The following is a 25855-nucleotide window of genomic DNA, read 5'->3' on the forward strand; positions in this document are numbered from 1 at the left end:
CCCGCATGTCCATGAAGCCCGGCTCCGTCCACCGGGTCCACCTCGGCGCGGCCACCCTGCTCCGGGTCTCCGCCGAGGGCCTCGGCACCGGACTGGTCCTGGTCGTTCAGGCCCGTACGGGGCATGCCGCCTCGGCGGGATTCATCCAGACGGCCGTGATGCTCCCGTACGTCCTGTCCGGCCCGATCACCGGCCACGCCCTCGACCGCATCCGTCACCCGCGCTCCTTCACCCTGGCCCTCGCCGGCTGTTACGTCCTGGCCGCCGCCGTCCTGCTGCTGCTCGCCGGACGGGTCTCGTTGGCCCTCGTCCTGCCGATCGCCGTCGTGGTCGGCTGCACCGAACCGATCGTCGTCGCCCTGACCGGCCTCCTGCCCCGATACGTCCCCGCCGAACATCTCACCCGCGCGTACGGGCTGGAGGCCGCCACCTACAACGTCGCCGCGATCGCCGGGCCCGGTTTGGCGGCCGTCCTCGCCGCCGGCGCGGGCGCGGGCTACGCGGGGGCGGCCGTCGTGGGCAGCGCGGCCCTCGGCCTGGCCCTGCTCCCCTTTCTCCGGATCCCCGCCTCCGCCGTCCCCGGACGAGGAACGTCGTCCGCCACCACGCCCGAGGCCACGGGAAGACCCGGCCGGCGGTCGCCCGGGCCGCGCCGGTCGGTCGGTGCGGCGTTCGGCAAGGGACTTCAGGTGGTCACCGGGGGCCTGGTCGTGCTGGCGGGAGACCGGGTGCTGCGGGCGGTGACCGCAGCGACGACGATGGCGTTCCTCGGCATGGGCGGGATCGCGGTCACCGCCGTGCTGTTCGCCGAGCACATCGGGGGACGGGCCGGCGGCGGTGGACAGTTGATCGCGGCGTTCGCGGCGGGCTCGCTGATCGGATCGCTGGCCGCGGCGCGCTGGCTGTCGGCGCGCAGGGCCGAATGGGTGCTGGTGGGGGGCATGGTCGCCTTCGGTACGGCGTTGGCCGCGATCGGGCTCGCGCCCGGCCTGCCCTGGGCGATCGTCCTTTTCGTGCTCGCCGGCGTCTGCGACGGGCCCGTCTTCGCCGCCACCCTGACCGTTCGCCAGCGGCAGTCGCCGCCGGACCGGCTGGGTCAGGTCAACACCACCGGAGGCAGCCTCAAGATCGGGGCCGCCGCCCTCGGCGCGGCCCTGGCCGCCGCGCTGGCCGGCCCGGTCGGCCCGGTCGGCCCCGTCGGGCTGCTGCTGGGGATGGCCGCCCTGCAGATCCTCGGCGCGGCGCTGGGGACGCTGCTGCTCCTGGCCCCGGCGCGTTCCTGAACGCCGTCCGGGGCGCGCGTGACGACCTGGCCCGGACGACCTGAACGGTCGGGAAAATCGGTCGACTCCGGGCATCGACCTCCGTACCATCCGAAGCATGTTCTTCGCAGCCGACACCCGCCTGCTCGCGGACCACGGTCCGCTGAGCGCGGTGTCGGCTGCCTCCTTCGCAGCCGCATCCGCAGCCGCGTCGGCCTCGTTCGACGGCCTGCGACGCTGACCCTCCTCCGACCCGTCCTACGAGAACCCTCGGAGGAGGGTGGGTAGCACCGGCGGGGCCGCGCGTCCCGCCCGGTTCTCACGTTCGCCTCTCTCACGTGAGGACACCGCTTCCATGGCCAAGCAGCTCTACGAGCGCGGCAAGCCGCATCTCAACATCGGCACGATGGGTCACGTCGACCACGGCAAGACCACCCTCACCGCGGCGATCACCAAGGTGCTCGCCGACCGGGGGCCGACCGTCGCCGTCCCCTTCGAGGGCATCGACCGGAGCCCCGAGGAGCGCGACCGCGGCATCACCATCAACGTCGCCCACGTCCAGTACGAGACCGAGACCAGGCACTACGCCCACATCGACATGCCGGGCCACGCCGACTACGTGAAGAACATGATCACGGGTGCGGCCCAGATCGACGGCGCGGTGCTGGTGGTCTCCGCGCTGGACGGGCCGATGCCGCAGACCCGCGAGCACGTCGTGCTGGCCCGCCAGGTCGGCGTCCGGCACATCGTCGTCGCCCTGAACAAGGCGGACGCGGTGACCGACCCCGAGCTGCTCGACCTGGTCGAGCTGGAGATGCGCGACCTGCTCTCCGCGTACGGGTACCCCGGCGACGAGGTGCCCATCGTGCGGGTCTCCGGCCTGCGCGCCCTGGACGGCGACCCGTACTGGTCCGCGCGGATCGGCGACCTGCTCGACGCGATCGACGCGTACGTGCCGGTGCCCGAGCGCGTCCTCGACCGGCCGTTCCTGATGCCCGTCGAGAACGTCCTCACCATCACCGGCCGCGGCACCGTCGTGACCGGGGTGGTCGCCCAGGGCCGCATCGACCTCCTCGACCGCGTCGAGGTGGTCGGGCTCACCGACGGCGTCCTGACCTCGACCGTGACCGGCCTGGAGACGTTCGGCCGGGCCATGGACCACGCCGAGGCCGGGGACAACACCGCCATGCTGCTCCGCGGCGTCCAACGCGCCGACGTGCGGCGCGGCCAGGTGATCACCATCCCCGGCGCGATCCGCCCCCACCTGCGGTTCCGCGCCCGGGTACGGGTCCTGACCGCGGCGGAGGGCGGCCGGAGCAAGCCGTTCCTCCACGGCTACCGACCGCAGTTCCACTTCCGCACGACGGACGTGGTCGGCACCGTCGACCTGGGCGGCGAGGGTGCCATGGCCCTGCCGGGCGACACCCTCGACCTGACGGTCGACCTCGGCAAGCCGGTCGCCATGGCCGAGGGCCTCGGCTTCGCCATCCGCGAGGGCGGCCGCACGGTCGGCGCCGGCACGGTCACCACCCTGCTGCCCTGACAACGGGCCGACGCACCCCGGGGGTGCGTCGGCCTTTTCCGTCGCTCTTCCGCTGCCACGACTTCTGGACGGGCGACTTCTGGCGATTGGCCACCATCGCCGCCCTCTGCTCCTAGAATTGCGATGCGCCCGAGTTGGGCGATCAATTCATGATCTTTTGGATGCGCGAAGTCGGCGCCCTTTCGTTGCCGTGCCCGTGCCGGGTTCGTGGACGATGCATGCCGTAAGGCCGAAGGAGCGACATCGTGGTCTTTGGAAGAGGACGGCAGGTCCACGACCTCGAAACTCAGAACACCCACCTCCGTATGCAGATTCAGCAGTTGACCACGGAGAACGCCGCGCTCAACTCGTGGATCGACCAGATCGGCGTCATGGAGCACCGGCATCTGGCGCTGGGAATGCAGCGGCTCCACGCGGAGGCGGAGACCGCGCGCCAAGTGGCGGACCAGCAGATCCAGGAGTGGCGGCGGAGCGCCCAAGTCGACCTGGCGGCCGAGCGTCAGCAGGCGCAGGACCGGCTGGCGCAGCTCCGGAACGAGACGACCGCGCTCCAGGCGGAACTGACGGTGGCACGCAACGAGATCGTCGAGACGCGCGACATCGCCCTGCTGCAGGAGTCGGGCGTCTACGAATACCAGCACCCTCTCGACGACGCCGTCGCCTACAAAGCCGAACTGGCGAGGATCAAGGACGTCTTCAAGGCGCTGGTCCGCCGGGACCAGGCGGTCACCGGCACCACGAGCTGGATGGTCGACGGCTCCCGCGCAAAAGGCGACAAGATGGTCAAGGACTTCTCCAAGCTGATGTTGCGGGCCTACAACGCCGAAGCGGACAACCTCGTGCGGACGATGCGCCCGCACAAACTTCAGTCGTCCATCGTCCGCCTGGAGAAGACGGTCACCGCCATCGAACGCCTCGGCGCCATGCTGCAGATCCGGGTGAACCCCGCCTACCACCACCTGCGGGTCCAGGAATTGGGGCTCACCGCCGACCACCTGGCGAAGACCGAAGAGGAGAAGGAGCGCATCCGCGCCGAGCGCGAGCAGGACAGGGAGGAGGAGAAGGCCCGCCGCGAGTTCGAACGCGCCAGGGAACGGCTCCTCCGCGAGCAGTCCCACGTCCAACGCGCCCTCGCGCGGCTGGAGGCCAACGGCGACGAGACGGGCGCGGCCGAACTGCGCGCCAAACTCGACGAGGTGGGAGAGGCCATCAACGACGTCGAGGCGCGCGAGGCCAACATCCGCACCGGATACGTCTACGTCATCTCCAACATCGGCGCCTTCGGCGAGCGCATGATCAAGATCGGGATGACCCGCCGACTCGACCCGATGGACCGCGTCCGCGAACTGGGCGACGCCTCCGTGCCGTTCCGGTTCGACGTGCACGCCCTGATCTTCAGCGCCGACGCGCTCGGCCTGGAGTCCGGCCTCCACGCCGCCATGGAGGCGCAACGCGTCAACCGCGTCAACCGGCGCCGCGAGTTCTTCTACGCGACCCCGGCCCAGGTCCGAGCCGCTCTGGAGAGCATCCCCGGCGACCACCTCGTGGGCAACCACCTCCTCGAGTACCGCGAAGAGCCCGAAGCCGCCGAGTGGCGCGCCAGCAGCCCCTGACCGCGAGTGCATCGCGCCATCGGGTGAATGCCGCACGTCCGTCGACCGACTCGAGCAGCCGCGCCCAGCCGCCGGACCGGGGCGTGCGGCTCGTTCGTCCGATCCTCCGCGGGCGCGTTCGGGCACCGGTGGATGGGGCGTGGCGGTCGATGTGGTCGAAGGCCGTCCACGGGGTCGTGGGCTTGGGGAACATGGGGGCGCAGTGGTATTTCGGTGACCCTTCTCGGGCCGCCGCTCCGTGTGTTATGTCGGCTTGGCCGCGTTCATGTGCCGTTCCTTCGCCGCTGCATCGGTCGATAGGGGGCCGTTATAGGAATGCACGGATCGTTCCCTTTCGGAACCGAGCAGGAGGATTCCCATGTCCCGGCTTCCCTTCGCCCGCCGCGCGTTGATCGTGGCGGTGGCCACCGGCTCCCTGCTGACCCTCGACTCCCCGGCCGCCCTCGCGGCCACCGGCATCGTCAAGACGAGCGGGGCGGCGCTGACCGTGCGCACCGGCCCCGGCGGCGGCTACGCGAGCGCGGGCTCGGTCGCCAACGGCAGGACGGTCACCATCACCTGTCAGACGCGGGGGACCACCGTCACCGGGCCCTTCGGGACCAGCAGCATCTGGGACAAGATCACCAGCCCGGCCGGATACGTGTCCGACGCCTACATCTACACCGGGTCCGACGGCACGGTGGCGCCTCCCTGCATTCAGACGGTCGCGAACGACTATCCGTACACGTCCGACTCGTGGCACCAGGCCGACCCCTGGAACTTCTACAAGCGCGAATGCGTGTCCTGGGCGGCCTGGCGGGTCCGGCAGCGGCTCGGCGTGGACTTCCACAACCACTTCCGCGGCGTTCACTGGGGCAACGCGGACAACTGGGACGACGCCGCCCGCGCCGTCGGCATTCGGGTGGACGACACGGCCAAGGTCGGCTCCGTCGCGCAGTGGAACTCCGGCACGTTCGGGCACGTCGCCTACGTCGCCCGCGTCAACAGCGACGGAACCGTTCTGCTGGAGGAGTACAACAAGGGCGGCGCCCACCTCTACGGCACCCGTACCGTCACCAAGGCCGACGTCGAGAACTACCTCCACTTCTAGGCATCGCCCGACCGGTCGTTCGTGCCGTAACGGCTCAAGAACATGTCCACGCCGTCCTTGACCAGCCGGTCGGCGAGGTCCTCGGGGAGCGCGGCGCCGAAGGATCCCACGATCAGGTGCGGGTAGATGGTCAGGCCGAAGAACTGAACGGCGGCCACGTCGAGCTCGGCGATGTCGAGGTGCCCGCGCGCGCACAGATCGCCGAGGACCTCGCCCAGGGCGGCGGCGGAGCGGCTCGGGCCCCGTCGCTGGTAGGCCCGGCCGAGCTCGGGGAAGCGGCGCAGTTCACCGGTGACGAGGTTGCGCAGCGCCAGCCTGGACGGATCGGTGGCCGCGGCCACCAGGGCGCGGGCGACATGGGTCAGCGCCTCACGCGCGTCCTCGGCGTCGGCGAGATGGGCCCGGACCTCGGCCATGTCCGCGTGCGCCTCGTCCATGGCCTGCCCCACGACCTCGGTGAACAGGTCCTCCTTGGTGCTGAAGTGGTTGTAGACGGTCACCTTGGACACGCCCGCCGCGGCGGCGATCACGTCCATGCTGACGTCGAACCCCTCGCGGACGAACGCCTCGCGGGCGGCGGTCACGATGGCCTGCCGGTTGCGTTCGGCGCGCTTGCCCGACGGCGCGGGCGCTCTCGTGTCGTTCTTCACCACACCGGCACCCTATCGCGAACTTAACTCTTGAGTACAGTACAACCTTCCTGTACGGTTCAGTTCAGTTAGCGATGCGCTCCTAGTGGGAGGAACCGGATGATCTCCACCTCGACCGCGGCCCTGTCCCTCCGGGTGCCCGGTGCGCGCCTCCACTACGAGGTGCGCGGCCGGGGGCCCCTGGTGGCCCTCGTCGGCGCGCCGATGGACGCCGCCTCCTTCGCGCCACCGGCCGAGCTGCTGGCCACCGACCACACCGTCCTCACCACCGACCCCCGCGGGATCAACCGCAGCGTCCTCGACGACCCCACCCAGGCCTCCACGCCCGAACTGCGCGCCGACGACCTCTCCCGGCTGCTGACCCATCTCGACGCCGGACCGGCCGCGGTCCTGGGATCCAGCGGCGGCGCCGTGACCGCGCTCGCCCTGGCCCAGGCCCGCCCCGACCAGGTCCACACCGTCATCGCCCACGAACCGCCGCTGGTCGAGCTGCTCGACGACCGTGAACGGATCCACGCGCAGACCGACGACGTCATCACCACCTACCTGGCCGGCGACGTCATCGGCGCTTGGACCACGTTCATGGCCCAGGCGGACATCGAGCTGCCCGAAGGCGCGATCGAGGTGATGTTCGGCGGCGAACGCGATCCGCGGACGGTCGCCGACGAACGCCGCTGGTTCGCCCACGAACTGCGCGCGACCACCCACTGGCGGCCCGACCTGGACGCCCTCCGATCGATCACCACCCGCATCGTGATCGGCATAGGCGTCGACTCGACCGGGCAGGAATGTGACCACACCTCCCGGGCGCTCGCCGCCGCGCTGGGCATCGAGCCCACCCTGTTCCCCGGCGACCACACCGGCTTCGCCGACGACCCCGCCCGGTTCGTCACCGCGCTCCGCGCCGTTCTGAACGATCGGCCGGAGCCGCACTCACCCGCCGGCGCACCACCGACCACGACGCTCGGACCGTTCCAGGGTCCTCACCGAGACCGCCTCGACCCCGGAGACCCGTCATGACCCCGTTCACCCGCGTCGCCATGGCGCCCGACGTGGAGGCCGAACGGCTCGAACTCGCCGACCTCCTCGACACGCTCGCCGACCACGAATGGCGGACACCGTCCCTGTGCGCCGGCTGGACCGTACGCGACGTGGCCGCCCACCTCACGCTCGCCGACCGAAAGTTCACCGCCACGCTCCTGCGCGGAATCCGCGCCCGCGGCGACTTCGACCGCGTGACCGCGGAGATGGCCCGCGAACGAGCCCTCCGCCACACCCCGGCCGACCTGGTGGCGCAGATCCGCGAAACGGCGGGACGCCCCCGACGCTTCCCGATGAGCGGCCCACTCGACCCCCTGGCCGACATCCTGGTACACGCCCAGGACATCGCCCGCCCACTCGGCCGAGAGCACCCCATGCCCATCGAACGCACCCTGCCGGCGCTGCAGCACGTATGGACGAGCCTCTTCTACGGCACCCGCAAACGCTTCGCCGGCCTGCGGCTCGTCGCCACCGACGCCGACTGGACGGCCGGCGACGGCCCCCAAGAGGTACGAGGCCCGACCGCCGCCCTACTCCTCCTCGCCACCGGCCGCCCCACGGCCCTGCCCGACCTGACCGGCAACGGCGTCACCGAGTCCGCAACACGGCTGAAGTAGCCGTCAACGGCCGCACCACCCACGTCACCGGCAGGGGACTCCGAGACCCGTAGATCCGACGACGCGGCAAACCGCCCCGCCCGCCCCGAACGGCCTCACACAGGTCGGCTAGGTACGCGATACCGCCACGGCGCAATCGCGACCGAGCAATCTGACCCCTGAGACCACCGACCGTCCGCGCCGCAGGCGGGTTGACCGGCTACGCACCGAGGTCAGGGGGGCATCGACGCACCCCGGCGGTGGAAGCTGTCCACCGACGTCACCGTCAAGCTTGCCGTCGCCCACCGGCCCGTCGACCTCGGCTCTCGATCCGGCGTACGTGCCGTTCATGCTGCCCGGCCCGGCGGCGCCGAGCGCGATCGAGGAACAAGGTGAGCGGGTCCGCGGCCAGCTCGTACAACTCGACCTCGAACGGGTCGGCGTCGAACTCGATGAGACGAGCCAGGGCATCCCGGTCCTGCTCGGCGGTGCCGCTCTTGTGCACCCGCTCCCGCCAGACCTGCGCGCTCACCTCCGCCGCGTCCACGCCCCGACGGTAGCCCAGAACGCATCAGGTCACGGCGAGAGATCGCCCGGTCCGCCCGTCGGGATGCGCATTCGCCAGGCAGAGTGCGCTTGACGGACGACTCTACCGAAGTCCCGCCCCTGCCGCCCCCTGCTCATCGCCGCGCCGAGGGGCCACAGAGGCCCGGGCGGGCCTGCGGCGACGATCGGGTGTCCACCACCAAGACCGGCCGCCGTTCGAGTCCCGCGGTGCCGCCGCCGGGCCGGCGTCATTCGCGTCCACGGCGCGGGCGATCACCCACGCGGTCAGGAGGTCGCACCGCACGAATGCCGTGCTTACACGACAAAGGCCCCTCGCGGTGATCGCGAGGGGCCTTTGACCTGGGCGCAGCCGAAGGGATTCGAACCCCTAACCTTCTGATCCGTAGTCAGATGCTCTATCCGTTGAGCTACGGCTGCCAGCCACGGAAGAGCATACCGGGTGTCGAGGCTGAGGACGAATCGGTTCCGTGGGTCCGGTGGTGGAGGGGTGGGCGGTCAGGTGGTGTTCCGTCGGTGGTCGTCTGGGGGACCGGTCGCGGCAAGGTCACGCCCATAGCTTCCGGGCGCACCGAACGGAAGGTAGTGGGATGTCTCGAATCAGGCGTGCACTGGCCGGAGGGCTGGCCCTGGCGGCCACGGCGGGGGTTTGTGCGGCGGTGGCGGGGGCGAGCGAGTCCGCCGAGGCCGAGCGGGTGCGGCAGCCCGTGGTGATCGGGCACCGGGGGGCCAGTGGGCTGCGGCCGGAGCACACGCTGGGCGCGTACCGGGTGGCGATCTCGCAGGGGGCCGACTACATCGAGCCCGACATCGTGGCGACCAAGGACCGCAGGCTGGTGGCCCGGCACGACAACTGGCTGGCCGACTCCACCGACGTGGAGAAGCGGGCGGAGTTCGCCGACCGCAAGAAGACCAAGACGGTCGACGGGACCTCCCGTACCGACTGGTTCACCGAGGACTTCACGCTGGCGGAGCTGCGGACGCTGCGCACCGAGGAGCGGATCCCGGCGGTACGGCCGAACAACGCGGTGTTCGACGGGCTCGAGCCGATCCCCACGCTCGAGGAGGTCCTCGACCTGGCGCGCCGGCACGGGGTGGGCGTGTACCCGGAAACGAAGCACCCATCATATTTCGACGACCTCGGGCTCTCCATGGAGGAGCCGCTGGTCGCCACGCTGGGCCGGTACGGGTTCGACGGCCGCGGCGACAAGGTGTTCATCCAGTCGTTCGAGACCGCCAACCTGCGGGACCTGCGGAAGATGACCACCGTGCGGCTCGTTCAGTTGATCAACGGCTCGGGCGCGCCGTACGACTTCGTCGAGAGCGGGGACGAGCGGACGTACGCCGATCTGGTCAAGCCCGAGGGCCTGAAGTGGATCGCGTCGTACGCCCAGGGTGTCGGCCCGTCCACGAGCTGGATCGTTCCGGTGGACGCGTCCGGCCGGCTCGGCGCGCCGACCACGCTGGTGCGGGACGCGCACCGTCGCGGTCTGACCGTGCACACCTGGACGGTACGGAACGAGAACGAGTTCCTGCCCGCCGACTTCCGGCAGGGCAACACCGCCGCGCCCGATCACCGGCGGGCGACCGGCGACGTCGGCGGCTGGTTGGCCCGGCTCTACAGCCTCGGTGTGGACGGGGTCTTCTGTGACGATCCGTCGGCCGGTGTGGCGGCTCGTACGGAGATTTTCGGTTCCTGACCCTTATGGGGAACTTACTCGGCGGTCCCGGCATCGAAGGGAAGGTGTTCGAGGCGGCACCGCAAGCTCCCCTACTCACGCCTCCACGACCCCCTACCGAAAGTGAGCCTCCCCCATGCGTGTGCGAACCACCAGGATCCTCGGCGTTGTCGCCCTCGGTGGTGCGTTGCTGTCGTCCACCGCCTGCATCCCCGGGGTCGGCGGCGGCGACAAGACCGCGGCCTGCAAGAAGATGCAGCAGGAGATCGCGTCCATCGGCGTCAAGGCGCAGGGCAACCTCAGCAACCCCACCGCCCTCGCCCAGACCTACACGGACGCGGCCAACAACGTCCGCAGTGAGGGCAAGAAGGCCGGCGGCGACGTCGAAGAGGCCGCCAACCAGGTCGCGTCGGACCTCGACGGCCTGGCGGACACCCTCCGCCAGGCCGGCCAGGGCAACCCGAGCATCCCGGACGGCAGCAAGCTGACCAGCAGCGGAGTCAAGCTCCAGCAGGCCTGCAACTCCTGACCCTTGCCGTCACCCCCGTCCCATCGGCCCTCGAGGCCCGGGGCGGGGGTGTCGCGCGGGTACGGCCTCGTCGCCGCGGACCGGCAGGATCCGCCCCCAGACCTCCGGGGTCGCACTTTGCCGCCCGGTCCGCGGACCGGTAGCCTGTGTGCGGCCCACCGGGCCTCCAGGAGGATTCGCCTAGTCAGGTCTATGGCGCCGCACTGCTAATGCGGTTTGGGTGCAAGCCCATCCGGGGTTCAAATCCCCGATCCTCCGCCTTCCGACCAGCGAGGTTGCGTCGCACGACGCAACCTCGCTGTCTCGTTCCGGGGCTCATCGGGTGTTCACCTACGAGGACGGCCGGGAGCTGTGTCCGCAGCCGCTCCAGGTCCGTCGTGCTTGAGCTTGCGTGCGACCGTCGCCTGCGTGGCGTTCGCCCGATCACGTCCCGTCGGCCGACCTCAGTCCCGCCTTCCGGAAGGAAGCGATTCTGGCGAATTGAAGAATCCTTCAACCACGCTGGTGTGCAGGCGTCACAGTGTCCCCTCCTCCGCCACCGAAGTGGACTGGCGAACGAGGGGCTTGGGGTCCAGGCGTATCCGCAGCCGATCGCCGAGGACGGCGACGGCCTGCGGCATCGTCGGGGCGGCGGCGCGTGCGTTGACGGGCCCGCCGTCGAGGTCGATGCGGGCCGACGCGAGCGCCGGGTTCCTCACCGCCGGGTCGGCCAGCACGCCGAGGGTGACCTGGATCGAGCGCGCCGGTTCCGGGACATGGGCGAGGACGCGGCCGACCTCCTGCCGGGCCCGATCGACGTCCTCGGGCGCGACAAGCCTGGTCGCCGCGATACGGATGGCCTGTTGTTCCTGCCGTGACACGTCATCTCCTCCGGGAGTGAGTCGAACGGGGAACGCCGTCGGCGCTGTCCTCGCAACGGCGGTCTCTCACACCAAGGTTTGTCCCTTTTGAGCGTGGGCGGACACGGAGGTTCGTCACACCACGCACTGGCCGGCGGCGATTTCGGACTCCCGCCGCAGGTCACGCCCATTCCGCACGCCCTGAAGTCGCGAACGACGTGATGAACGCCATGGCCGTGGCCGGACACGGCGAGTGACGGAAGCCCTTTTCGCCTGTCGGGATCAGCGCTGCGTCGGCGGTGCTTGGTCGTTGGTCCGCGGGGTGAACAACGGGACGTCGATATCGGGAGTACCGATATCGCGGCGCATGGCGATGACGGTGTCCTGGAACGCCTCGTAGTACCCCTGGTTGATGACCTTGAACTCCGGGTCGTCGACCTGGCCGCCGTTCGCCAGCACGTCCCGGACCTCGCGAAGTCGACGAAAGGTCAGGAGTGCGGGCTCGATCACGGAAGACGGCGCAGCGAGCATGAGATCGAACCGGCGGGCGTACAACTCGGCCGGGCCGAACGCCTCCAAGATGCCGACGCGTCGGGTGGCCTCGTCGGATCGGTGCTCAGGCCGGGCCGCCGACCAGACCGCTGAGTGGGCGTGCGCGGACGCCGCGAGGAACTGGACGTAGATGCCGCGCCGGACCTGGCTGGACTCGTGCTGTTGTGATCGTTTCCAGCGAGCCCGTTCGGTCCACCCGGTGCCCCCGATGCCGACGACCACGCCCAAGAGCGCGCCCAGAGGCGCCAGCCACTCCACGGTCGGCATCCTAGGCGCAATGAGCGCGTCCGGCACCTGCGGATGTCCCACTGAGGCGGCGGCCCGGCTCTGCTGCGCAACAGGAGAGCACTTCGGCCCGGCACCGGCACGATCGAACCGAGCCAAGGCCCTGGCGCGGAACGGTGTCCGGTCGCACCACGTGCGGCGGGCGGCTCAACGCTTCGCGCATGCGCGTTCTAGCGCTGAGACCGGTCTCAGACGGACAGGATCGGGCATCCTCGCCGAACCTGCGGGTAGATGGGTGACGTGGCGGTGGGCGGGCCGGTGTCTGAACCAGTCCGATGGGTTCCGGTGGTTCACGGTCTATATGCGTGACCCACCGAAGCCGACATTCCTGGGAGTCATCGTGCAGATCAGCAACGTCTTGGCGGGAGTGGCCGTGTCGGACCTCCCGCGTGCCCGGCGCTGGTATGAGTCGCTCTTCGGCCGTGGCGTCGACGCCGAGCCGATGGCCGGCCTGGTGGAGTGGCACACCCCCGGCGGCGTCGTCCAACTCGTCTCCGACCCGGAACGCGCCGGCGGATCGCTGGTCACGCTCCAGGTCCCCGACGCCCGGCAGGCCCTCACCGAACTGGCCGAACGAGACGGGCCGACGGTCGACCTCGACGACACCACCTCCGACAAGGTCCTGTTCGCCCGGGTCACCGATCCCGACGGCAACGCGATCACCGTTGTCCAGGTCCGCGAAGGCGTCCGGCTCTCCCCGTGACCCGCGACGACCGGGCGACCAGGTGGACCTGATCGACGACGCGCCCCCGACCTGACCAGGCACGGGGGGCGAAGACCGCAAGGCGAAGGAGTGGGAAATGCTGCGAGGACTGGCCACCGTGAACTATTGGGTGGACGACGTGGAAGCCGCGAAGCGGTGGTACACCGAGTTGCTCGGCATCGAGCCGTACTTCGAGCGGCCGATCGAGGGGCCGACGCAGTACTGCGAGTTCCGGGTCGGCGCCCAGCAGGACGAACTCGGCCTGATCGACAGCGCCTGGCAGCCCAAGGGCGCGGCGCAGATCCCCGGCGGCGCGATCATCCACTGGCACGTGGACGACGTCAAGGCGGCGTTCGAACGCCTGCTGTCCATGGGGGCCGAGGAATACGAGCCGATCACCGAACGCGAGGCCGGCTTCGCCGACGCCTCGGTGGTCGATCCGTGGGGCAACATCCTCGGCATCCAGTACAACCCGCACTACCTGGAGATGTCGGGTTCCGCCTGACGATGCCCGAAACCTCGGCCGCCCTGCCTGAGCACGCGGGCCGGCCGACGCCCCCGACATGCGCAAGGTCACCGAGGGAGAGCGGCTGACGTTGAGCGCGAGCCTGGTGAAGACGGGCTACCGCAGTTGGTCGCGGCGGCGGGTGAGGTAGGCGGTCTCGGCGGTGTTGCCGGCCAGTTCGATGGCCTTGTCGTAGGCCGCGCGCGACTGCCGGCTTCGGCCCAGCCTGCGCAGCAGGTCGGCGCGGGTGGCGTGGTAGGCGTGATAGCCGGCCAGCTTGTCCTCGAGGCGGTCGACGGCGGCCAGGGCCACCTGTGGGCCGTCGAGTTCGGCGAGCGCGATGGCCCGGTTGAGGGCGATGATCGGCGAGGGGTCGAGGCGGACGAGTTGGTCGTAGAGGGCGAGGATCTGTGACCAGTCGGTGTCGCGGATGTCGCGGGCGGAGGTGTGCACGGCGTTGATCGCGGCGAGGATCTGGTAGCGGCCCGGGGCCGTCCCGGAGGCGAGGCGTTCGCGGACCAGTCGGTGCCCTTCGGCGATCAGGTCCGCGTCCCAGGCCCCGCGGTCCTGCTCGTTGAGGGTGACCAGTTCGCCGGCGGCCGAGATCCGGGCGGGGCGGCGCGCCTCGGTGAGGAGCATCAGCGCCAGCAGACCGGCGACCTCCCCGTCGTCGGGCAGCAGGGCACGGATCAGGCGGGTGAGCCGGATCGCCTCGGCGGTCAGGTCGTGCCGTACGGGATCGGTGTCGGGGCCGGTCGCCAGGTAGCCCTCGTTGAACACCAGGTACAGGACGGCGAGCACGCCGGAGACCCGTGTCGGCAGGTCCTCGGCGGACGGCACGCGGTAGGGGATGCGCGCCGCCTTGATCTTGGCCTTGGCGCGGGTGATCCGCTGCTCCAGGGCGGTCTCCCGCACCAGGAAGGCGCGGGCGATCTCGGGCACGGTCAGACCGCCGACCATGCGCAGCGTCAGCGCCACCCGGGTCTGCATCGCCAGCGCCGGGTGGCAGCAGGTGAAGATCAGCCGGAGCCGGTCGTCGTCGATGGCGCCGAGAGGCTCGGGCGGGACGTCGCCGTGCAGCATCCGAGCCTCCTTGTGCTTGTCGTCGCGCCTGCTCTCGCGCCGGATCCGGTCGATGGCCTTGCGGTTGGCGGTGGTGGTCAGCCAGGCGCCGGGGTTGGGCGGCACGCCATCGGCCGGCCACCGCCGCACCGCGGTCGCGAACGCCTCGGCCGCCGCCTCCTCGGCGATGTCGAGATCACCGAATCGCCTGGTCAGGGAGGCGACCACCCGCGCCCACTCCGCGTGGTGCGCCCGGGTGATCGCCTCGCGGGCGTCGACGTCGTTCACCGGAACGGCCGCACCTCGATCTTCCGATCGCAGACCTTCGAGGCCTCGGCGGCGAGCTGGAGCGCCACGTCCAGATCGGGGGCCTCCCACACCCAGACGCCGGCGAGGTACTCCTTCGACTCCACGAAGGGCCCGTCGCTGAACACCGCCTGCTCGCCCCGGTTGTCGACGACCGTGGCCGCGTCGGTGTCCGCGAGTCCGCCCGCGAAGACCCAGTGGCCCTCGGCGACCAGTCGTTCGTTGAACGCGCTGATGGCGGGCCGCCTGTCCGTGCTGCCGGGATTGCTCTTGTCATCGATCACGGAGATCAGGTACCGCATCCGAAGATCACCTCCTGTGGTGCCGAGACGGCGTGGTTCGGCGGTCGGGGACTCAGGTCGTGGCATACCGCGGGCGCCCGGCCGGCCGGTAGACCTGGATCGACACGCCCTTGGAGTCGACCCGCGACTCGACCGGGTGGAGCGCGAGGTCCGGGCCGGTCTCCGGGAACAGTCTCGCGCCCTGGCCGAGGATCACCGGGATCACGATCAGGGTCATCTCGTCGACCAGATCGTTCTCCAGCAGCCACCGGATCAGGGCGCCGCTTCCGTGCACCTGCAACTCACCTCCGGGCCGGGCCTTCAGCTCACCGACGGCCGCCGCGAGGTCACTGCGGAGAACGGTCGTGTCCTTCCAACGCGGCGCGGTGAGCGCGGTCGAGGCGACGTACTTGGGGGCCTCGTTCAAGGCCACGCCGATGGGATGCGCGCGCATCCCCTCGTTCGATCCCCAGGAGCCGGCGAACAACTCGTAGGTGCGCCGGCCGAACAGGAACGCCTCGGCGCGCTGGTAGGTCTGCGTGATGAACGTCCTGGTCTCGTCGTCACCCGCCCCCCGGGCCCATCCGCCGCGCTCGAACCCGTTCCTGCGGTCATCGGAGGCGCCGCCGTTCCCCTGCATCACCCCATCGATGGTGACCTGAGTCATGGTCGTCAGCTTCATGATCGCGATTCCCCCGCCTTGGCACCGCCCCTGGTGGGCGGCCTCACCCCCGCTACGAACACCACCGGCCCGATCCGACACCGCCTCCCGGATTTCTTTGAAGAACTTCCGGAACGCCGGTCGTCGGCGATCCGGCAACACGACGGTTTCGGGGCGCCGGCGAGGCCGGTGAAGCTCGGTACATTGGAGGAGCCGGCACCGCAGACAACCTGAGGTGTGGCAGGAAAGCTGGGCAGGACATGGCACTGGACCCGCTGCGGCCCTCTCCGCTGGTGGAGCAGGCCACGGAGAGCCTGCGGGAGCAGATCACGCAGGGGAACTGGCCCGTGGGCACCAAGCTTCCCGGTGAGACCTCGCTCGCCAAGAGTCTGGGGGTGGGGCGTTCGACCGTTCGCGAGGCGCTTCGTTCGCTCGCCGGGGCGGGGCTTGTGCAGCCGCGCCAGGGTTCGGGGGTGTTCGTCATGGCGACGGAACCTCGGGAGAGCTGGTCCGTTCGGCTTCGGCGGGCGGCTGTGGCGGACGTCTACGAGGTTCGCATGCTGCTGGAGGTGGAGGCCGCGCGGCTGGCGGCCGAGCGGCGCACCGACGACGATCTGATCGGGCTCGACGCGGCCCTGGCGCATCGGGCGCAGAGCGCGGGGGGCGGCACCGCCGCGTTCGTGGACGCCGACATCGTGCTGCACGAGGCCGTTGTGGCGGCGGCGCACAACCCGGTGCTCGTCGGGCTCTTCACCGAGTTCGTCCCACGGTTGCGTCAGGGGCTGATCGATCTGGTGGAGCTGCTCGATCTGCGTGCCGAGGACCCGGGGCACGGGCAGGACGTGCACGCGCGGCTGGTGGAGGCCATCGCCGGCGGTGACGCCGATCGGGCCGCGCGGACGCTGCGCGGCGAGCTGACTCGGACGCTCGACCGGCTTCGGGCGCTCCAGCCGTAAGGGAACCCCTCCGGGAGCGTGGCCGTCATGTCCGAGCCGCATGGACGGTCCAGCGTCCGTTGAGGCGGGTCAGCTCGATGGGGTGATCGAAGCACTTGCCGACCTGGTCGCTGGTGAGGACGTCCTCGACCGGGCCGGCGGCCAGGCGGCTTCCGTCGCGCAGCAGCATCGCGTGGTCGGTGCCCGGCGGAAGCTCCTCCAGGTGATGGGTGACCAGGACGGACGACAACTGCGGAAAGGTGCTCTGGAGCAGGTCGAGCCGTTCGATGAGCTGCTCACGGCCCGCGATGTCGAGGCCGGTGGCGGGTTCGTCGAGGAGCAGCAGACGTGGGCTCGGCATGAGGGCCCTGGCGATGAGCGTCCGGCCCCGTTCTCCCTGGGAGAGGGTCGGCCAGGGCGCGTCCCGTCGGTGGGCCAGGCCGAGCAGGGCGATGAGGTCGTCGGCGCGGGTGGTCTCGTCGACGGTGGGCGTCCGGCGGGGCACCGGCTCCAGGGTGTTGGTCGCGCCGGTCAGGACGACGTCCCGGACGCTGAGCCGGCGCGACAAGGGGGTGTGTCGCGGGTCGACGTGCCCGAGATGGGAGCGAAGCTCATGCAGGTCCACCCGCCCTAGCCGGTGGCCGAGGACCTCCACCGTGCCCCGGGTCGGATGGGTGACCGCGCCCAGCAGGCTCAGCAGCGTGCTCTTGCCCGCCCCGTTGGGGCCGAGGAGGGCCCAGTGCTCGCCGACGCGTACCGTCAGCGAGATCTGGTTGAGCAGCAGCCTTCCGTCGCGGACCAGATCCACGTCGGCGACGTGGAGGACCGGCGTCATGAGCCCGCCCGACGGGCGCGGTGGACGGCGGCGGTGACGGCGTTGATGGACGCGGTGACGGGCGAGGCGTCCTGGCCGGCTCCCCAGACGGTGACGCCGTCCACTCGACATTCCGCGTAGGCGGTGCTCGCGGTGACGGTGTGGTCGAGGACGGCCACGGTGATCCCGGCGGCGGACAGGGCGTCGATGTAGGCGGAGAGCGGGTCGTTCTCGGTGCCCTGCCGCCCCGTGTTGATCGCGGAACGTTCTGGCCGCCCGACCGGTCCGTCCGTTCCCGGCGCTATGTACGTGGCGTGGAACAGCTCCCAGAGCTCCGTGTGGGCGAGTTCCCGTCCGGTGGTGTCGGCGATGTGCTGGACGATGCGGGAGAACTCGACGCGCAGCCGTTGGGGCAGGTCCAGACCGTGGTGGGTGTTCAGCAGATGGGCGATGCCGCCCTTGCCGGACTGGGAGTTGACCCGGATGACCTCCTCGTACGTACGGCCGAGGTCGCCGGGGTCGATGGGCAGATAGGGGACCTGCCAGACGGCCTCAGAGGTGTCGACGCCCTGCTCGGCGGCGCGCTTGCGGTGGTGGGCGAGGCCCTTGGCGATGGCGTCCTGGTGCGTTCCGGAGAACGCGGTGTGGACGAGGTCGCCGGCATAGGGATGCCGTGGGTGGATCGGCAGCCGGTTGCAGTGTTCGACGGTCTCGCGGATCGCGTCGATGTCGGAGAAGTCGATCATCGGGTTGACACCCTGAGTGTAGAGGTTGAGCGCCAAGGTCACGAGGTCGACGTTGCCGGTGCGTTCCCCGTTGCCGAACAGACAGCCCTCGACGCGCTGCGCCCCCGCCAGGACGGCCAGCTCCGCGCACGCCACGCCGGTGCCCCGATCGTTGTGCGGGTGAACGGAGAGGATCACCGAGTCGCGGCGGGCCAGATGCCGGTGCATGTACTCGATCTGGTCGGCGTACACGTGGGGGCCGGCGATCTCCACGGTGGCCGGCAGGTTGTGGGTCACCGGACGGTCCGGGCAGGCGTCCCACAGTTCGGTGAGGTCGTCGCAGACCTCCAGAACGAAGTCGGGCTCGGTCAGGTTGAACACCTCGGGCGAGAACTGGAACCGCAGCCCGCCCCGGTGACGGTCGGCGCGCCGCGACAGGTGGGCGGCGGCGTCCAGGATCATCGCGTGGACCTCGGAACGGGTACGGCCCAGCACCACGTTCCGCCAGGTGGGCGCGGTCGCGGTGTACAGATGCACCAGCGTGCGGGGCAGGCCCTCGATGGAGTCGAGCGTCCGGTCGATCAGGTCCGTGCGCGCCGGGGTGAACACGGAGATCGTGACGTCCTCGGGCACCGCGTCGCCGGCGGCCAGGTGCCGGACGAAGTCGAAGTCGGTCTGACTGGCCGACGGATAGCCGACCTCGATCTCCTTGAACCCCATCGTGACCAGCAGGTCGAACATCCGCCGCTTGCGCTCGACGTCCATCGGCTCGGCCAACGCCTGGTTCCCGTCCCGCAGGTCCACGGGGACCCACAACGGCGCGTGCTCCAGCCGCCGCGTCGGCCAGACCCGTTCCGTCAGGGGCACCTGGGTCCGCTCCTCCCAGGGGAGGTACCTGTGGTGCGGCATCGCGCTCGGCCGCTGCGGATTCCACGGGGGCGCGCCGGCGGGCACCGCAGCCCTGGGCGTGCGCAGCGTGGGATGAGTCGTACGTACGGGTGAAGCCATTTCCGGCACTTCCCTCATTCGGCCGTCGGGGAGACCGGCGCAGCCCGACACCCGCTACGGGGAGCCGGTCACGTCAGGCCCCGTAGCGGCGTCCAAGGAGAACCAGCACGCACGGCTTCACGATCGCCACCCTAGATCACCTCAGGTCCTCAGACAAGTGGTGCGGGGCCGCTGAGCGAGGCTCCGCGAAAGGTCAGCCGCCCATGCAGAGCTTCACGTCCGGGAGGCACAATTCGGGTTCGGCCGGGGAGACGGGGGTCTCCTCGTGGGCCGTGGAGCCGACGGCGGCGAGGAGGAGACCGGCGACCAGGGCCGTCCCCACGAGGACACCGACGAGCAGGCGCATCAGACCTCCGGGAACTGTCGGCCGGCGGTTCGTCGGCGTGCCGGCCGGTAGGAGACTGGGCGGCCGGTCGCCGTGAGGGTTGGATCACGGATCGTACTCCCGGTGGGGATCGGCGTCCGTGGGTCGTACCGGTGGACGGGACCGCCGCCCGGGGCGACGGTCAGGTGTCGACGGGCTCGTCCTCAATCCAGGTGAAGGCGAACTCGGCCAGAGCCGTGGCGACCTGCTCGGCGGTGAGTCGCAACGCCGGGTCCTTGCGCAGCAACGCCGTGATCGTCTCCGTGAGCGGGCCCGCCCGGGCGCACCCCAGATCCTGGCGTGAGACGAGGCGCACCCGACCGCGCGGGCCCGCCGTTGCCGCGGCGGGCCCCGCCCCCGTCCGACCCTCCCGTCCACACCCGCTCGTACGGAACGTTCGGCCTCGGCGGGACGCGGGGTCATGTCGAGGTGGCGTGGGCGTCGGCCACCCAGCAGGCCGCGGTGAAGCGGACCTCCGGGCCGTGGACGTAGGGGGCGAAGGCGGCGCGGACGGTTTCGATGACCTGGGTGCGGGTCCGTTCGTCGGCTTCGTGGAGGATCAGGCCGAGCGGGCCGAGGCGGGTGAAGTAGCCGACCAGCTCGCTCTCGGGCAGGACGCAGGGCACGTCGACGGGGCGGATGTCGATGGAGGTCCAGCCGGCGTCCTCCAGGATGCGGTGGACACGGTCGCGGTCGGCGAACGCGAACTGGCCCGGGCCGTCCGGTCGGCGGGCGGGGAGGTTCGGCATGAGCGGGGCCGCGGCGCGTTCGGCCGTCGTCATGAACGGGTTCTCCTCGGCGCTGCGCCAGGCGATGAAGCGGAGGCGGGCGTCGTCCTTCGCGGCGCGTCGCAGGTTGGCGAAGGCCTGGACGGAGTCGTCGAAGAACATGACGCCGAAGCGTGAGACGACGGCGTCGAACGAGGCGGGCTCGAACGCGTGGGTCTGGGCGTCGGCGCGGATGAAGTCGGCCGGCGCGCCGGCCCGTTCGGCGCGGGTCCGGGCGGCGGCGATCATCGGGTCGGAGAGGTCGACGCCGACGCAGCGGCCCTCCGCGCCGAGCCGGCGGGCGGCGGCCACCGTGGTGCCGCCCGTACCGCAGCCGACGTCGAGGACCCGGCCCCCGCGTCCGGCGGGGAGCGCTTCGACGAGCAGGTTCGCGAAGGGCTCGAACAGGGCGTCCAGCACCTCCTGCGCGTCGATCCAGGCGTTGCCGGCGCGGCCGTTCCAGCGTGCGGTCTGTTCGTCCTCGGTCGTGCGGGTGATGTCCATGATCGTCTCCTGTGCTTGCCTTCCGGGGTGCGGAGTGCCACTGTGCTACTTCAAGTCGACTTGAGGTCAAGGTGATGGCGGACCTGGACATCGCGGAGGTGGTGCGGCGCTCCGGCGTGCCCGCCTCGACGCTGCGGTTCTACGAGGAGAAGGGGCTGATCGCCTCGTCCGGCCGGCGGGGGCTGCGCCGCCAGTACGATCCCGGCGTGCTGCAGCGGCTGGGCCTGATCGCGTTGGGGCGCGCCGCCGGCTTCTCGCTCGACGAGATCACCCGCATGTTCGGCCGGGACGGACGGCCGCACCTCGACCGGGAGATGCTCACGGCCAAGGCGGACGAGCTGGACGGGACGATCCGGACGCTCGGCGCGCTGCGCGACTTCCTCCGGCACGCCGCCGCCTGCCCCGCGCCGAGCCACATGGAATGCGCCACGTTCCGCCGCACCCTCCGGGCCGCCGAATCGGGCGCCATCGGAACGCGGAAGAAGGGTCCTCCGCGCCCACCGTGAGAGCCGTGCGGTGCCGCCGTCGGCGTCGGTGAGCGAGACCACGGGTGTCGCATCCATGCGGCCGAACCTTCCCCGAACGATGTGGGCTTCGGTGAACCGTCCGTCCGGTCGCTGCTACCTACCCCATGACAGCGGGAGTTCCCGGGAGGTGTACCAGTTGGAGGACACACGGTGGATCCCCTACGACAAGACGCCGGACCTCGACTCATGACGATCGAACCCTCGCGAGGGGAGCCGGCCGAGCGCGACGACCACGACCTCCTTCGGGCGATCGGGCGGGGAGACCGTTCCGCGCTGGTGACCCTCTACGAGCGGCACGCGAGGGTGGTCCTGTCGCATCTTGTCCTGCTCACCGCGGACCACGGGTTCAGCGAGGAGATCCTCCAGGACACGATGCTGGCCGTCTGGCGCGGCGCCGGACGGTTCCGGGGCGAGGCCTCGGTGCGGTCGTGGATCATCGCGATCGCCCGCCGGCAGTGCCGGGACCGGCAGCGCAGGAAGCGGCCCGCGACCGTCGGGCAGGAGGTGCTGGCCGACCGTCCGTCCCTGGAACCCGGACCGGAGCAGCGGGCGCTGGACCGGATGTCGGCCGGGACGGTGATGGAGGCGATCAAGGGTCTGACGCCGCAGCACCGGGAGATCCTCGGCCTGGTCTTCGGCGGCGGCCTGTCGCTCGGCGAGACCGCGCAGGTCCTGGAGATCCCGGTCGGGACGGTCAAGAGCAGATTGTCCGCGGCACGGGCCGCACTCGTTCGCTCGATGCCCGAGAAGGGATACGCGTCATGACCACGGCATCGGCTCATCTGAGCTTCGAACAACTCATCGTCCACGCGCAACGTTCGGACGGGGCGCGGGCCGCCGACGCGCATCTGCAGGAGTGCCCGCAGTGCCGGGGCGAGCTGGAGCAGTGGCGGTCACTGGCGCAGGCGGTCCGACGAGCGGAGCCCGACGTCGAGCCCCCGCCCGAGGTGCTGGCGGGCGTGTTGGACACGATCGACGCCCCACGGCCGACGGCCCGGCGGGGCCGGCGCGCGATGACGCTGGTCGCGGCGGCGGGTGTGATCGCCGTCGCGGGGTACGGGCTGTGGCCGCAGGGCGACTCCGCCGTCCCGCCGCGGGCGACCGGGACCTTCGACGCCCGGCAGGTGGCCTCGATGGGCCTGGTGTCCACCGAGTGCAAGGACCTGAAGGTCGCGGCGGGGAGGCTGCGGTCGATGAACGGCTCCGACCTCGTGGTGATCACTGCGGAGGGCAAGCACGTGAGGGTCGACGCGTCCGGGCCGCCGCGGGTGACGCGGCAGGTCGCCGGGAGCGTGTCCGACCTCACCGACGGCGTGAACGTGATGGTGCGCGGACGGGGCGACCGGGCGGGGAAGGCCGTCACCGCCACCAGCGTTCTCGTCAGCCCGGTGACGATCAAGCCGCCCGAGATGCCCGCCGGCATGGAGCCGGACATCACGTCGCTGATGGCCGCGCGCGGCACGGCCATGGGCACGGTGAGCGGCGTCGGCCCCGACGGGTTCACCGTGACGGGCGGCGAGGGCACCCGCGTACGGGTCGACACGTCGGGCGAGACCACGGTGATCGAGCAGGAGCGGGCGCGGGTGGATCAGCTCGAGGCGGGCAGGTACACGGTCGTGGTCGGGACGCTCCGGAGCGACGGGACGTTGAAGGCCACCACCGTCCAGCAGAACACGCTGACCGACGGTGCCAAGCCGTCGCTGCCCGAGGGGTTCGAACCGCCCGTCGGGTTCGGCTCGGGGGGCCCGAAGGATCTGCCGGGCGCGCCCAAGCCGCCCAGCGGGCTCGGCGGGCTCGGTGACCGGATTCCCAAGGACCTGTTCGCGGGTCTGGGCTGCGACAGCGACTCCATCGCCACCACCGCCCTCAACAGCGCCGCGCTGTGATACCCCCGGGGGTCGCAACAGGGGCGCGGCCCCCGGGGCTATCCGGTGCGGTCGAGGCGGCCCGCGTCGTCGTACGACTCGCGGGCGTCGAGCAACTCGTCCCAGTGCTCCTCCACCCAGGCACAGGCGACCGCCATCGGCGCGAGCATGCTGCGGCCCAGCGGGGTCAGCGCGTACTCGACGTGCGGGGTGGCCTCGGCATAGACGGTGCGTCCGACGAGGCCGTCCCGTTCGAGGGAGCGCAGCGACCCGGTGAGGACCTTGGGGGTGACGCGGCTCAGCGGCACGCGCAGCTCGGAGAACCGGCGGGGGCCGTGTTCGAGGCAGCGGAGGATGAGCGCCGCCCACTTGTCGCCGAACCGGATCGGGTTGAGCGAGGACGGGCACAGCTCGTCGAACATGTCGGCGGGCAGGGGTTCCCTCATGGCCTCACGATAGCGGTGTCCCTGCGGTATCCCGGCGGTAACCACGGCCCTCGATAGCGTCCCGGAACCGGCCGGGCGTCAGGGCTCCGGCCCTGGTGAGAGGGCGGTTCCGCATGAACATCACGGTCTTCGGCGCGGGCGGCAGGGCCGGACGACGGGCGGTCGCCGAGGCGCGGCGGCGCGGCCACCGGGTCACCGCCGTGGTGCGCGACCCGGCGGCCCACGGCGACCTGGCCGACGCGACGGGCCCGATGGGCGCGACCGGCGCGACCGGCCCGACCGGCTCGACGGGCTCGACGGGCTCGACCGTCGCGACGGGCGCGACGGGCGCGACGGGCCCGACCGACGCGACCGACGCGACCGACGCGACGGGCGCGAGCGGATGGGGCGAGGTGCGGGTGGTGGCGGGCGACGTCACGGACCCGGCGGCCGTCGAGCACGCGGTCGCCGGGCGGGATGCGGCGATCAGCGCCGCCGCCGACCTGGCGACACCACCGGAGGCGTTCTTCACCACGTCGTCCCGCGTTCTGGTCACGGGGTTGGCGAAGGCGGGTGTGCGTCGCCTCGTGGTGGTCGGCCTCTCCTCGGTCCTGCCCGGCGCGTCCGGCGTTCCGCTGATGGACGAGCCCGGCTACCCGAACGAGTACCGCGCCTTCTACCTGGGCCACGCGGCGGGCCTCGACGTCCTGCGGAGCGGCGACCTCGACTGGACGTACGTGGCCCCGGCGGGCGACTTCGACCACGACGGAGGGCGCGTCGGCGGGTACCGGATCGCCGAGCACGGAGACCCGACGAGTCGGATCACCTACGCGGACTTCGCCATCGCGCTGCTCGACGAGATCGAGCAGCCTCGCCACCGCCGAGCGGCCGTCAGCGTCCGCGAGGCGTGACCCCGGAAACGCTCACTCCCGTACGGCCGGCACCGCGCCGAGGAGCCCCGGGAAGGCCACGTCGATCTCGTCCCGTCGGAGCGCGCGTCGGAGCGCGCGTCGGTTCAGGCGGCGCAGAACTCGTTGCCCTCCGGGTCCCGCATGAGCCACCAGTGGCCCGCCGGGCCCTTGTCCACCTCGCGGACCCGGGTGGCACCCAGCCCCTCCAGTCGGGCGACCAGGGCGTCGAGCCCTCCGGGTTCGCCGTGGACGTCGATGTGCAGGCGGTTCTTGACCGTCTTGCCCTCGGGCACCTCTTGGAACAGCAGCCGGCGGCCGTGGCCGATGCCGCTGACCGGGTCGAACGGGTCGTCGGGGTGCCGGATCGCCGCGAGGCCGCGGAAGAGCCGTCGGCCGCCGTGCTCGGTCACGGCGTCCGCGTCGAGGTGGCCCGCCGCGAGCAGACGTTCGATGAGCGCGCCCGGGTCCTCCACCTCGTACTCGAGCGCGGCGGCCCAGAAGTCGGCGATGACGGGCGCGTTCCGGGCATCGATGACGAGTTTCCAGTTCACAGCCATGTAACCAGTTATAGTAGTTACACGAGGTCGCCCGCAAACGTCGCCGCCATCGGTGCCCCATGGAACACTGCGAAAACCGCCACAAGGTGCGCGCCCACCGCCGCCGCGGCTCCGAGGAGGAACGACCCTGAACGACCGGGAGGAACCCGCCGGACGTCTGACCGCGTTCGGCAACCAGTTGATCGAGGTGCATCTCCGGCTCCGCGAGGAGCTGGCCGCGCTCCGCGAGGACGTCGACACCCACCTCGACGGCGGGCCGCGCCGCCCCCGCGACCTGCGGACCCACTGCCTGGCCTTCTGCTCCGCCCTCCAGCGCCACCACACCGGCGAGGACGGCGGCGCGTTCCCCGCGTTGGCGGAGCAGTTCCCCGGGCTGCGCCCCGTCCTGGACGAGCTGCGCCGCGACCACGTGCTGGTGGAGGACTCCCTCCGCCGTCTGCAGGCCCTCCTCGACGACCTGGACGAGAAGGCCGACGCCACCGAGGTGCGCACCGAGCTGGACAGCCTCGCCGCCCTCATGGAGACCCACTTCGTGTACGAGGAGAAGCGCATCGTCGCGGCCCTGAACGGGCTGAAGGTGCCGGGCTGGGACCGCACCCGCCCCGACTTCCTCCGCATCGGGTGATCCCCGCCCGGGGCCGGAGGGTTTCAAGTCGGGCCGGGCATGGAAGAGAGCACGGCATCGGGACCTG

31 protein-coding genes and 2 tRNA genes are annotated in these 25855 nt (G+C 71.2%); 18 read left to right on the plus strand and 15 right to left on the minus strand.

Annotated features, from left to right (window positions below; all coding sequences use genetic code 11):
- Positions 1 to 5 precede the first annotated feature (5 nt).
- The 5 genes from DFJ69_RS14090 to DFJ69_RS14105 all read left to right on the plus strand — a co-directional run bounded on the left by DFJ69_RS14090 (position 6) and on the right by DFJ69_RS14105 (position 5508).
- Entirely contained in the window at positions 6 to 1283 is a 1278-nt protein-coding gene (locus DFJ69_RS14090; RefSeq protein ID WP_116022904.1) for an MFS transporter, read from the plus strand.
- A gap of 97 nt (positions 1284 to 1380) precedes the next feature.
- Entirely contained in the window at positions 1381 to 1503 is a 123-nt protein-coding gene (locus tag DFJ69_RS36160) for a hypothetical protein (protein WP_281275848.1), read from the plus strand.
- Positions 1504 to 1617: 114 nt separating this feature from the next.
- On the plus strand, positions 1618 to 2805 hold the full coding sequence (gene tuf / locus DFJ69_RS14095) for an elongation factor Tu (RefSeq protein ID WP_116022905.1): 1188 nt from the start codon (positions 1618 to 1620) through the stop codon (positions 2803 to 2805).
- A gap of 245 nt (positions 2806 to 3050) precedes the next feature.
- Complete coding sequence (locus DFJ69_RS14100; RefSeq protein WP_245974366.1) at positions 3051 to 4418, plus strand: SNIPE associated domain-containing protein; 1368 nt, start codon at positions 3051 to 3053, stop codon at positions 4416 to 4418.
- A gap of 358 nt (positions 4419 to 4776) precedes the next feature.
- Positions 4777 to 5508: a CHAP domain-containing protein gene (locus tag DFJ69_RS14105; RefSeq protein WP_116022907.1), complete on the plus strand. Its 732-nt coding sequence runs from the start codon at positions 4777 to 4779 to the stop codon at positions 5506 to 5508.
- Here DFJ69_RS14105 and DFJ69_RS14110 read toward each other — a convergent pair.
- Complete coding sequence (locus DFJ69_RS14110) at positions 5505 to 6161, minus strand: TetR/AcrR family transcriptional regulator (RefSeq protein WP_211328619.1); 657 nt, start codon at positions 6159 to 6161, stop codon at positions 5505 to 5507. The two genes, DFJ69_RS14105 and DFJ69_RS14110, sit on opposite strands and share 4 nt — an antisense overlap.
- Positions 6162 to 6257: 96 nt before the next feature.
- Between DFJ69_RS14110 and DFJ69_RS14115 the strand changes: the two genes are divergently transcribed.
- Positions 6258 to 7178: an alpha/beta fold hydrolase gene (locus DFJ69_RS14115; protein WP_116022908.1), complete on the plus strand. Its 921-nt coding sequence runs from the start codon at positions 6258 to 6260 to the stop codon at positions 7176 to 7178.
- Entirely contained in the window at positions 7175 to 7816 is a 642-nt protein-coding gene (locus DFJ69_RS14120; RefSeq protein ID WP_211328620.1) for a maleylpyruvate isomerase family mycothiol-dependent enzyme, read from the plus strand. The genes DFJ69_RS14115 and DFJ69_RS14120 overlap by 4 nt, the downstream gene beginning before the upstream one ends.
- 265 nt (positions 7817 to 8081) lie before the next feature.
- Here DFJ69_RS14120 and DFJ69_RS14125 read toward each other — a convergent pair whose 3' ends face one another.
- Both DFJ69_RS14125 and DFJ69_RS14130 read right to left on the minus strand, forming a co-directional pair.
- Positions 8082 to 8342: a hypothetical protein gene (locus DFJ69_RS14125; RefSeq protein WP_116022909.1), complete on the minus strand. Its 261-nt coding sequence runs from the start codon at positions 8340 to 8342 to the stop codon at positions 8082 to 8084.
- A gap of 364 nt (positions 8343 to 8706) precedes the next feature.
- Positions 8707 to 8779, minus strand: a tRNA-Arg gene (locus tag DFJ69_RS14130).
- Between the two features lie 170 nt (positions 8780 to 8949).
- Between DFJ69_RS14130 and DFJ69_RS14135 the strand changes: the two genes are divergently transcribed.
- The 3 genes from DFJ69_RS14135 (at position 8950) to DFJ69_RS14145 (ending at position 10825) form a co-directional block, all read left to right on the plus strand.
- Positions 8950 to 10059 carry a glycerophosphodiester phosphodiesterase gene (locus DFJ69_RS14135; protein ID WP_116022910.1) on the plus strand — a complete coding sequence of 370 codons (1110 nt, stop codon included), beginning with the start codon at positions 8950 to 8952 and terminating at the stop codon, positions 10057 to 10059.
- A gap of 115 nt (positions 10060 to 10174) precedes the next feature.
- Positions 10175 to 10567: a hypothetical protein gene (locus tag DFJ69_RS14140; RefSeq protein WP_147312305.1), complete on the plus strand. Its 393-nt coding sequence runs from the start codon at positions 10175 to 10177 to the stop codon at positions 10565 to 10567.
- A 169-nt stretch (positions 10568 to 10736) separates the two neighbouring features.
- A tRNA-Ser gene (locus DFJ69_RS14145) sits at positions 10737 to 10825 on the plus strand.
- Positions 10826 to 11082: 257 nt separating this feature from the next.
- Here DFJ69_RS14145 and DFJ69_RS14150 read toward each other — a convergent pair.
- Positions 11083 to 11427, minus strand: a complete 345-nt coding sequence (locus tag DFJ69_RS14150; protein ID WP_116022912.1) for a hypothetical protein — start codon at positions 11425 to 11427, stop codon at positions 11083 to 11085.
- 261 nt (positions 11428 to 11688) lie between these two features.
- Positions 11689 to 12216, minus strand: coding sequence for a hypothetical protein (locus DFJ69_RS14155; RefSeq protein ID WP_147312306.1), 528 nt, complete (start codon positions 12214 to 12216; stop codon positions 11689 to 11691).
- A gap of 367 nt (positions 12217 to 12583) precedes the next feature.
- Between DFJ69_RS14155 and DFJ69_RS14160 the strand changes: the two genes are divergently transcribed.
- Positions 12584 to 12946: a VOC family protein gene (locus DFJ69_RS14160; protein ID WP_147312307.1), complete on the plus strand. Its 363-nt coding sequence runs from the start codon at positions 12584 to 12586 to the stop codon at positions 12944 to 12946.
- Between the two features lie 97 nt (positions 12947 to 13043).
- Entirely contained in the window at positions 13044 to 13451 is a 408-nt protein-coding gene (locus DFJ69_RS14165; protein WP_116022915.1) for a VOC family protein, read from the plus strand.
- Positions 13452 to 13568: 117 nt separating this feature from the next.
- Here the strand turns inward: DFJ69_RS14165 and DFJ69_RS14170 are convergent, their stop codons facing one another.
- From DFJ69_RS14170 to DFJ69_RS14180, 3 genes are read right to left on the minus strand one after another with little or no spacing between them, the layout of a single operon-like run.
- A complete protein-coding gene (locus tag DFJ69_RS14170) occupies positions 13569 to 14801 on the minus strand; it encodes an RNA polymerase sigma factor (protein WP_116022916.1) in 1233 nt (410 codons plus the stop codon).
- Positions 14798 to 15121, minus strand: coding sequence for a YciI family protein (locus DFJ69_RS14175; protein WP_116022917.1), 324 nt, complete (start codon positions 15119 to 15121; stop codon positions 14798 to 14800). The genes DFJ69_RS14170 and DFJ69_RS14175 overlap by 4 nt, the downstream gene beginning before the upstream one ends.
- Positions 15122 to 15173: 52 nt before the next feature.
- Positions 15174 to 15782, minus strand: a complete 609-nt coding sequence (locus tag DFJ69_RS14180; protein WP_116022918.1) for a dihydrofolate reductase family protein — start codon at positions 15780 to 15782, stop codon at positions 15174 to 15176.
- Positions 15783 to 16021: 239 nt separating this feature from the next.
- On the opposite strand from DFJ69_RS14180, the gene DFJ69_RS14185 reads away from it, so the two are divergent.
- On the plus strand, positions 16022 to 16717 hold the full coding sequence (locus DFJ69_RS14185; RefSeq protein ID WP_116022919.1) for a FadR/GntR family transcriptional regulator: 696 nt from the start codon (positions 16022 to 16024) through the stop codon (positions 16715 to 16717).
- Positions 16718 to 16742: 25 nt separating this feature from the next.
- On the opposite strand, the gene DFJ69_RS14190 is transcribed toward DFJ69_RS14185, so the two are convergent.
- The 5 genes from DFJ69_RS14190 to DFJ69_RS14205 all read right to left on the minus strand — a co-directional run bounded on the left by DFJ69_RS14190 (position 16743) and on the right by DFJ69_RS14205 (position 20878).
- On the minus strand, positions 16743 to 17531 hold the full coding sequence (locus DFJ69_RS14190; RefSeq protein WP_116022920.1) for an ABC transporter ATP-binding protein: 789 nt from the start codon (positions 17529 to 17531) through the stop codon (positions 16743 to 16745).
- Complete coding sequence (locus DFJ69_RS14195; protein WP_116022921.1) at positions 17528 to 19144, minus strand: 2-isopropylmalate synthase; 1617 nt, start codon at positions 19142 to 19144, stop codon at positions 17528 to 17530. Before DFJ69_RS14195 ends, DFJ69_RS14190 begins: the two co-directional genes overlap by 4 nt.
- Positions 19145 to 19436: 292 nt before the next feature.
- On the minus strand, positions 19437 to 19589 hold the full coding sequence (locus DFJ69_RS34290) for a hypothetical protein (protein ID WP_170177650.1): 153 nt from the start codon (positions 19587 to 19589) through the stop codon (positions 19437 to 19439).
- Positions 19590 to 19749: 160 nt separating this feature from the next.
- Positions 19750 to 19923, minus strand: a complete 174-nt coding sequence (locus tag DFJ69_RS14200; RefSeq protein ID WP_170177651.1) for a hypothetical protein — start codon at positions 19921 to 19923, stop codon at positions 19750 to 19752.
- Between the two features lie 103 nt (positions 19924 to 20026).
- Positions 20027 to 20878 carry a class I SAM-dependent methyltransferase gene (locus DFJ69_RS14205; protein ID WP_116022923.1) on the minus strand — a complete coding sequence of 284 codons (852 nt, stop codon included), beginning with the start codon at positions 20876 to 20878 and terminating at the stop codon, positions 20027 to 20029.
- 74 nt (positions 20879 to 20952) lie between these two features.
- Between DFJ69_RS14205 and DFJ69_RS14210 the strand changes: the two genes are divergently transcribed.
- The 3 genes from DFJ69_RS14210 (at position 20953) to DFJ69_RS14220 (ending at position 23291) form a co-directional block, all read left to right on the plus strand.
- Positions 20953 to 21384 (plus strand): helix-turn-helix domain-containing protein, encoded by a 432-nt coding sequence (locus DFJ69_RS14210; protein WP_116022924.1) that lies wholly within the window; start codon positions 20953 to 20955, stop codon positions 21382 to 21384.
- Positions 21385 to 21591: 207 nt separating this feature from the next.
- Complete coding sequence (locus tag DFJ69_RS14215; RefSeq protein ID WP_116022925.1) at positions 21592 to 22170, plus strand: RNA polymerase sigma factor; 579 nt, start codon at positions 21592 to 21594, stop codon at positions 22168 to 22170.
- Positions 22167 to 23291, plus strand: coding sequence for a hypothetical protein (locus DFJ69_RS14220; protein WP_116022926.1), 1125 nt, complete (start codon positions 22167 to 22169; stop codon positions 23289 to 23291). The genes DFJ69_RS14215 and DFJ69_RS14220 overlap by 4 nt, the downstream gene beginning before the upstream one ends.
- 38 nt (positions 23292 to 23329) lie before the next feature.
- Here the strand turns inward: DFJ69_RS14220 and DFJ69_RS14225 are convergent, their stop codons facing one another.
- Entirely contained in the window at positions 23330 to 23716 is a 387-nt protein-coding gene (locus DFJ69_RS14225; protein WP_116022927.1) for a winged helix-turn-helix transcriptional regulator, read from the minus strand.
- Positions 23717 to 23829: 113 nt separating this feature from the next.
- On the opposite strand from DFJ69_RS14225, the gene DFJ69_RS14230 reads away from it, so the two are divergent.
- Complete coding sequence (locus tag DFJ69_RS14230) at positions 23830 to 24606, plus strand: NAD(P)-dependent oxidoreductase (protein WP_116022928.1); 777 nt, start codon at positions 23830 to 23832, stop codon at positions 24604 to 24606.
- Positions 24607 to 24710: 104 nt separating this feature from the next.
- Here DFJ69_RS14230 and DFJ69_RS14235 read toward each other — a convergent pair whose 3' ends face one another.
- The gene (locus tag DFJ69_RS14235) at positions 24711 to 25163 is read right to left on the minus strand and encodes a VOC family protein (RefSeq protein ID WP_116022929.1); all 453 of its coding nucleotides are present in this window, start codon (positions 25161 to 25163) and stop codon (positions 24711 to 24713) included.
- Positions 25164 to 25350: 187 nt separating this feature from the next.
- On the opposite strand from DFJ69_RS14235, the gene DFJ69_RS14240 reads away from it, so the two are divergent.
- Positions 25351 to 25788, plus strand: coding sequence for a hemerythrin domain-containing protein (locus DFJ69_RS14240; protein ID WP_245974743.1), 438 nt, complete (start codon positions 25351 to 25353; stop codon positions 25786 to 25788).
- Positions 25789 to 25855 lie beyond the last annotated feature (67 nt).

The sequence above is a fragment of the Thermomonospora umbrina genome (assembly GCF_003386555.1).
In the GTDB taxonomy this organism is placed as follows: Bacteria; Actinomycetota; Actinomycetes; order Streptosporangiales; family Streptosporangiaceae; genus Thermomonospora; species Thermomonospora umbrina.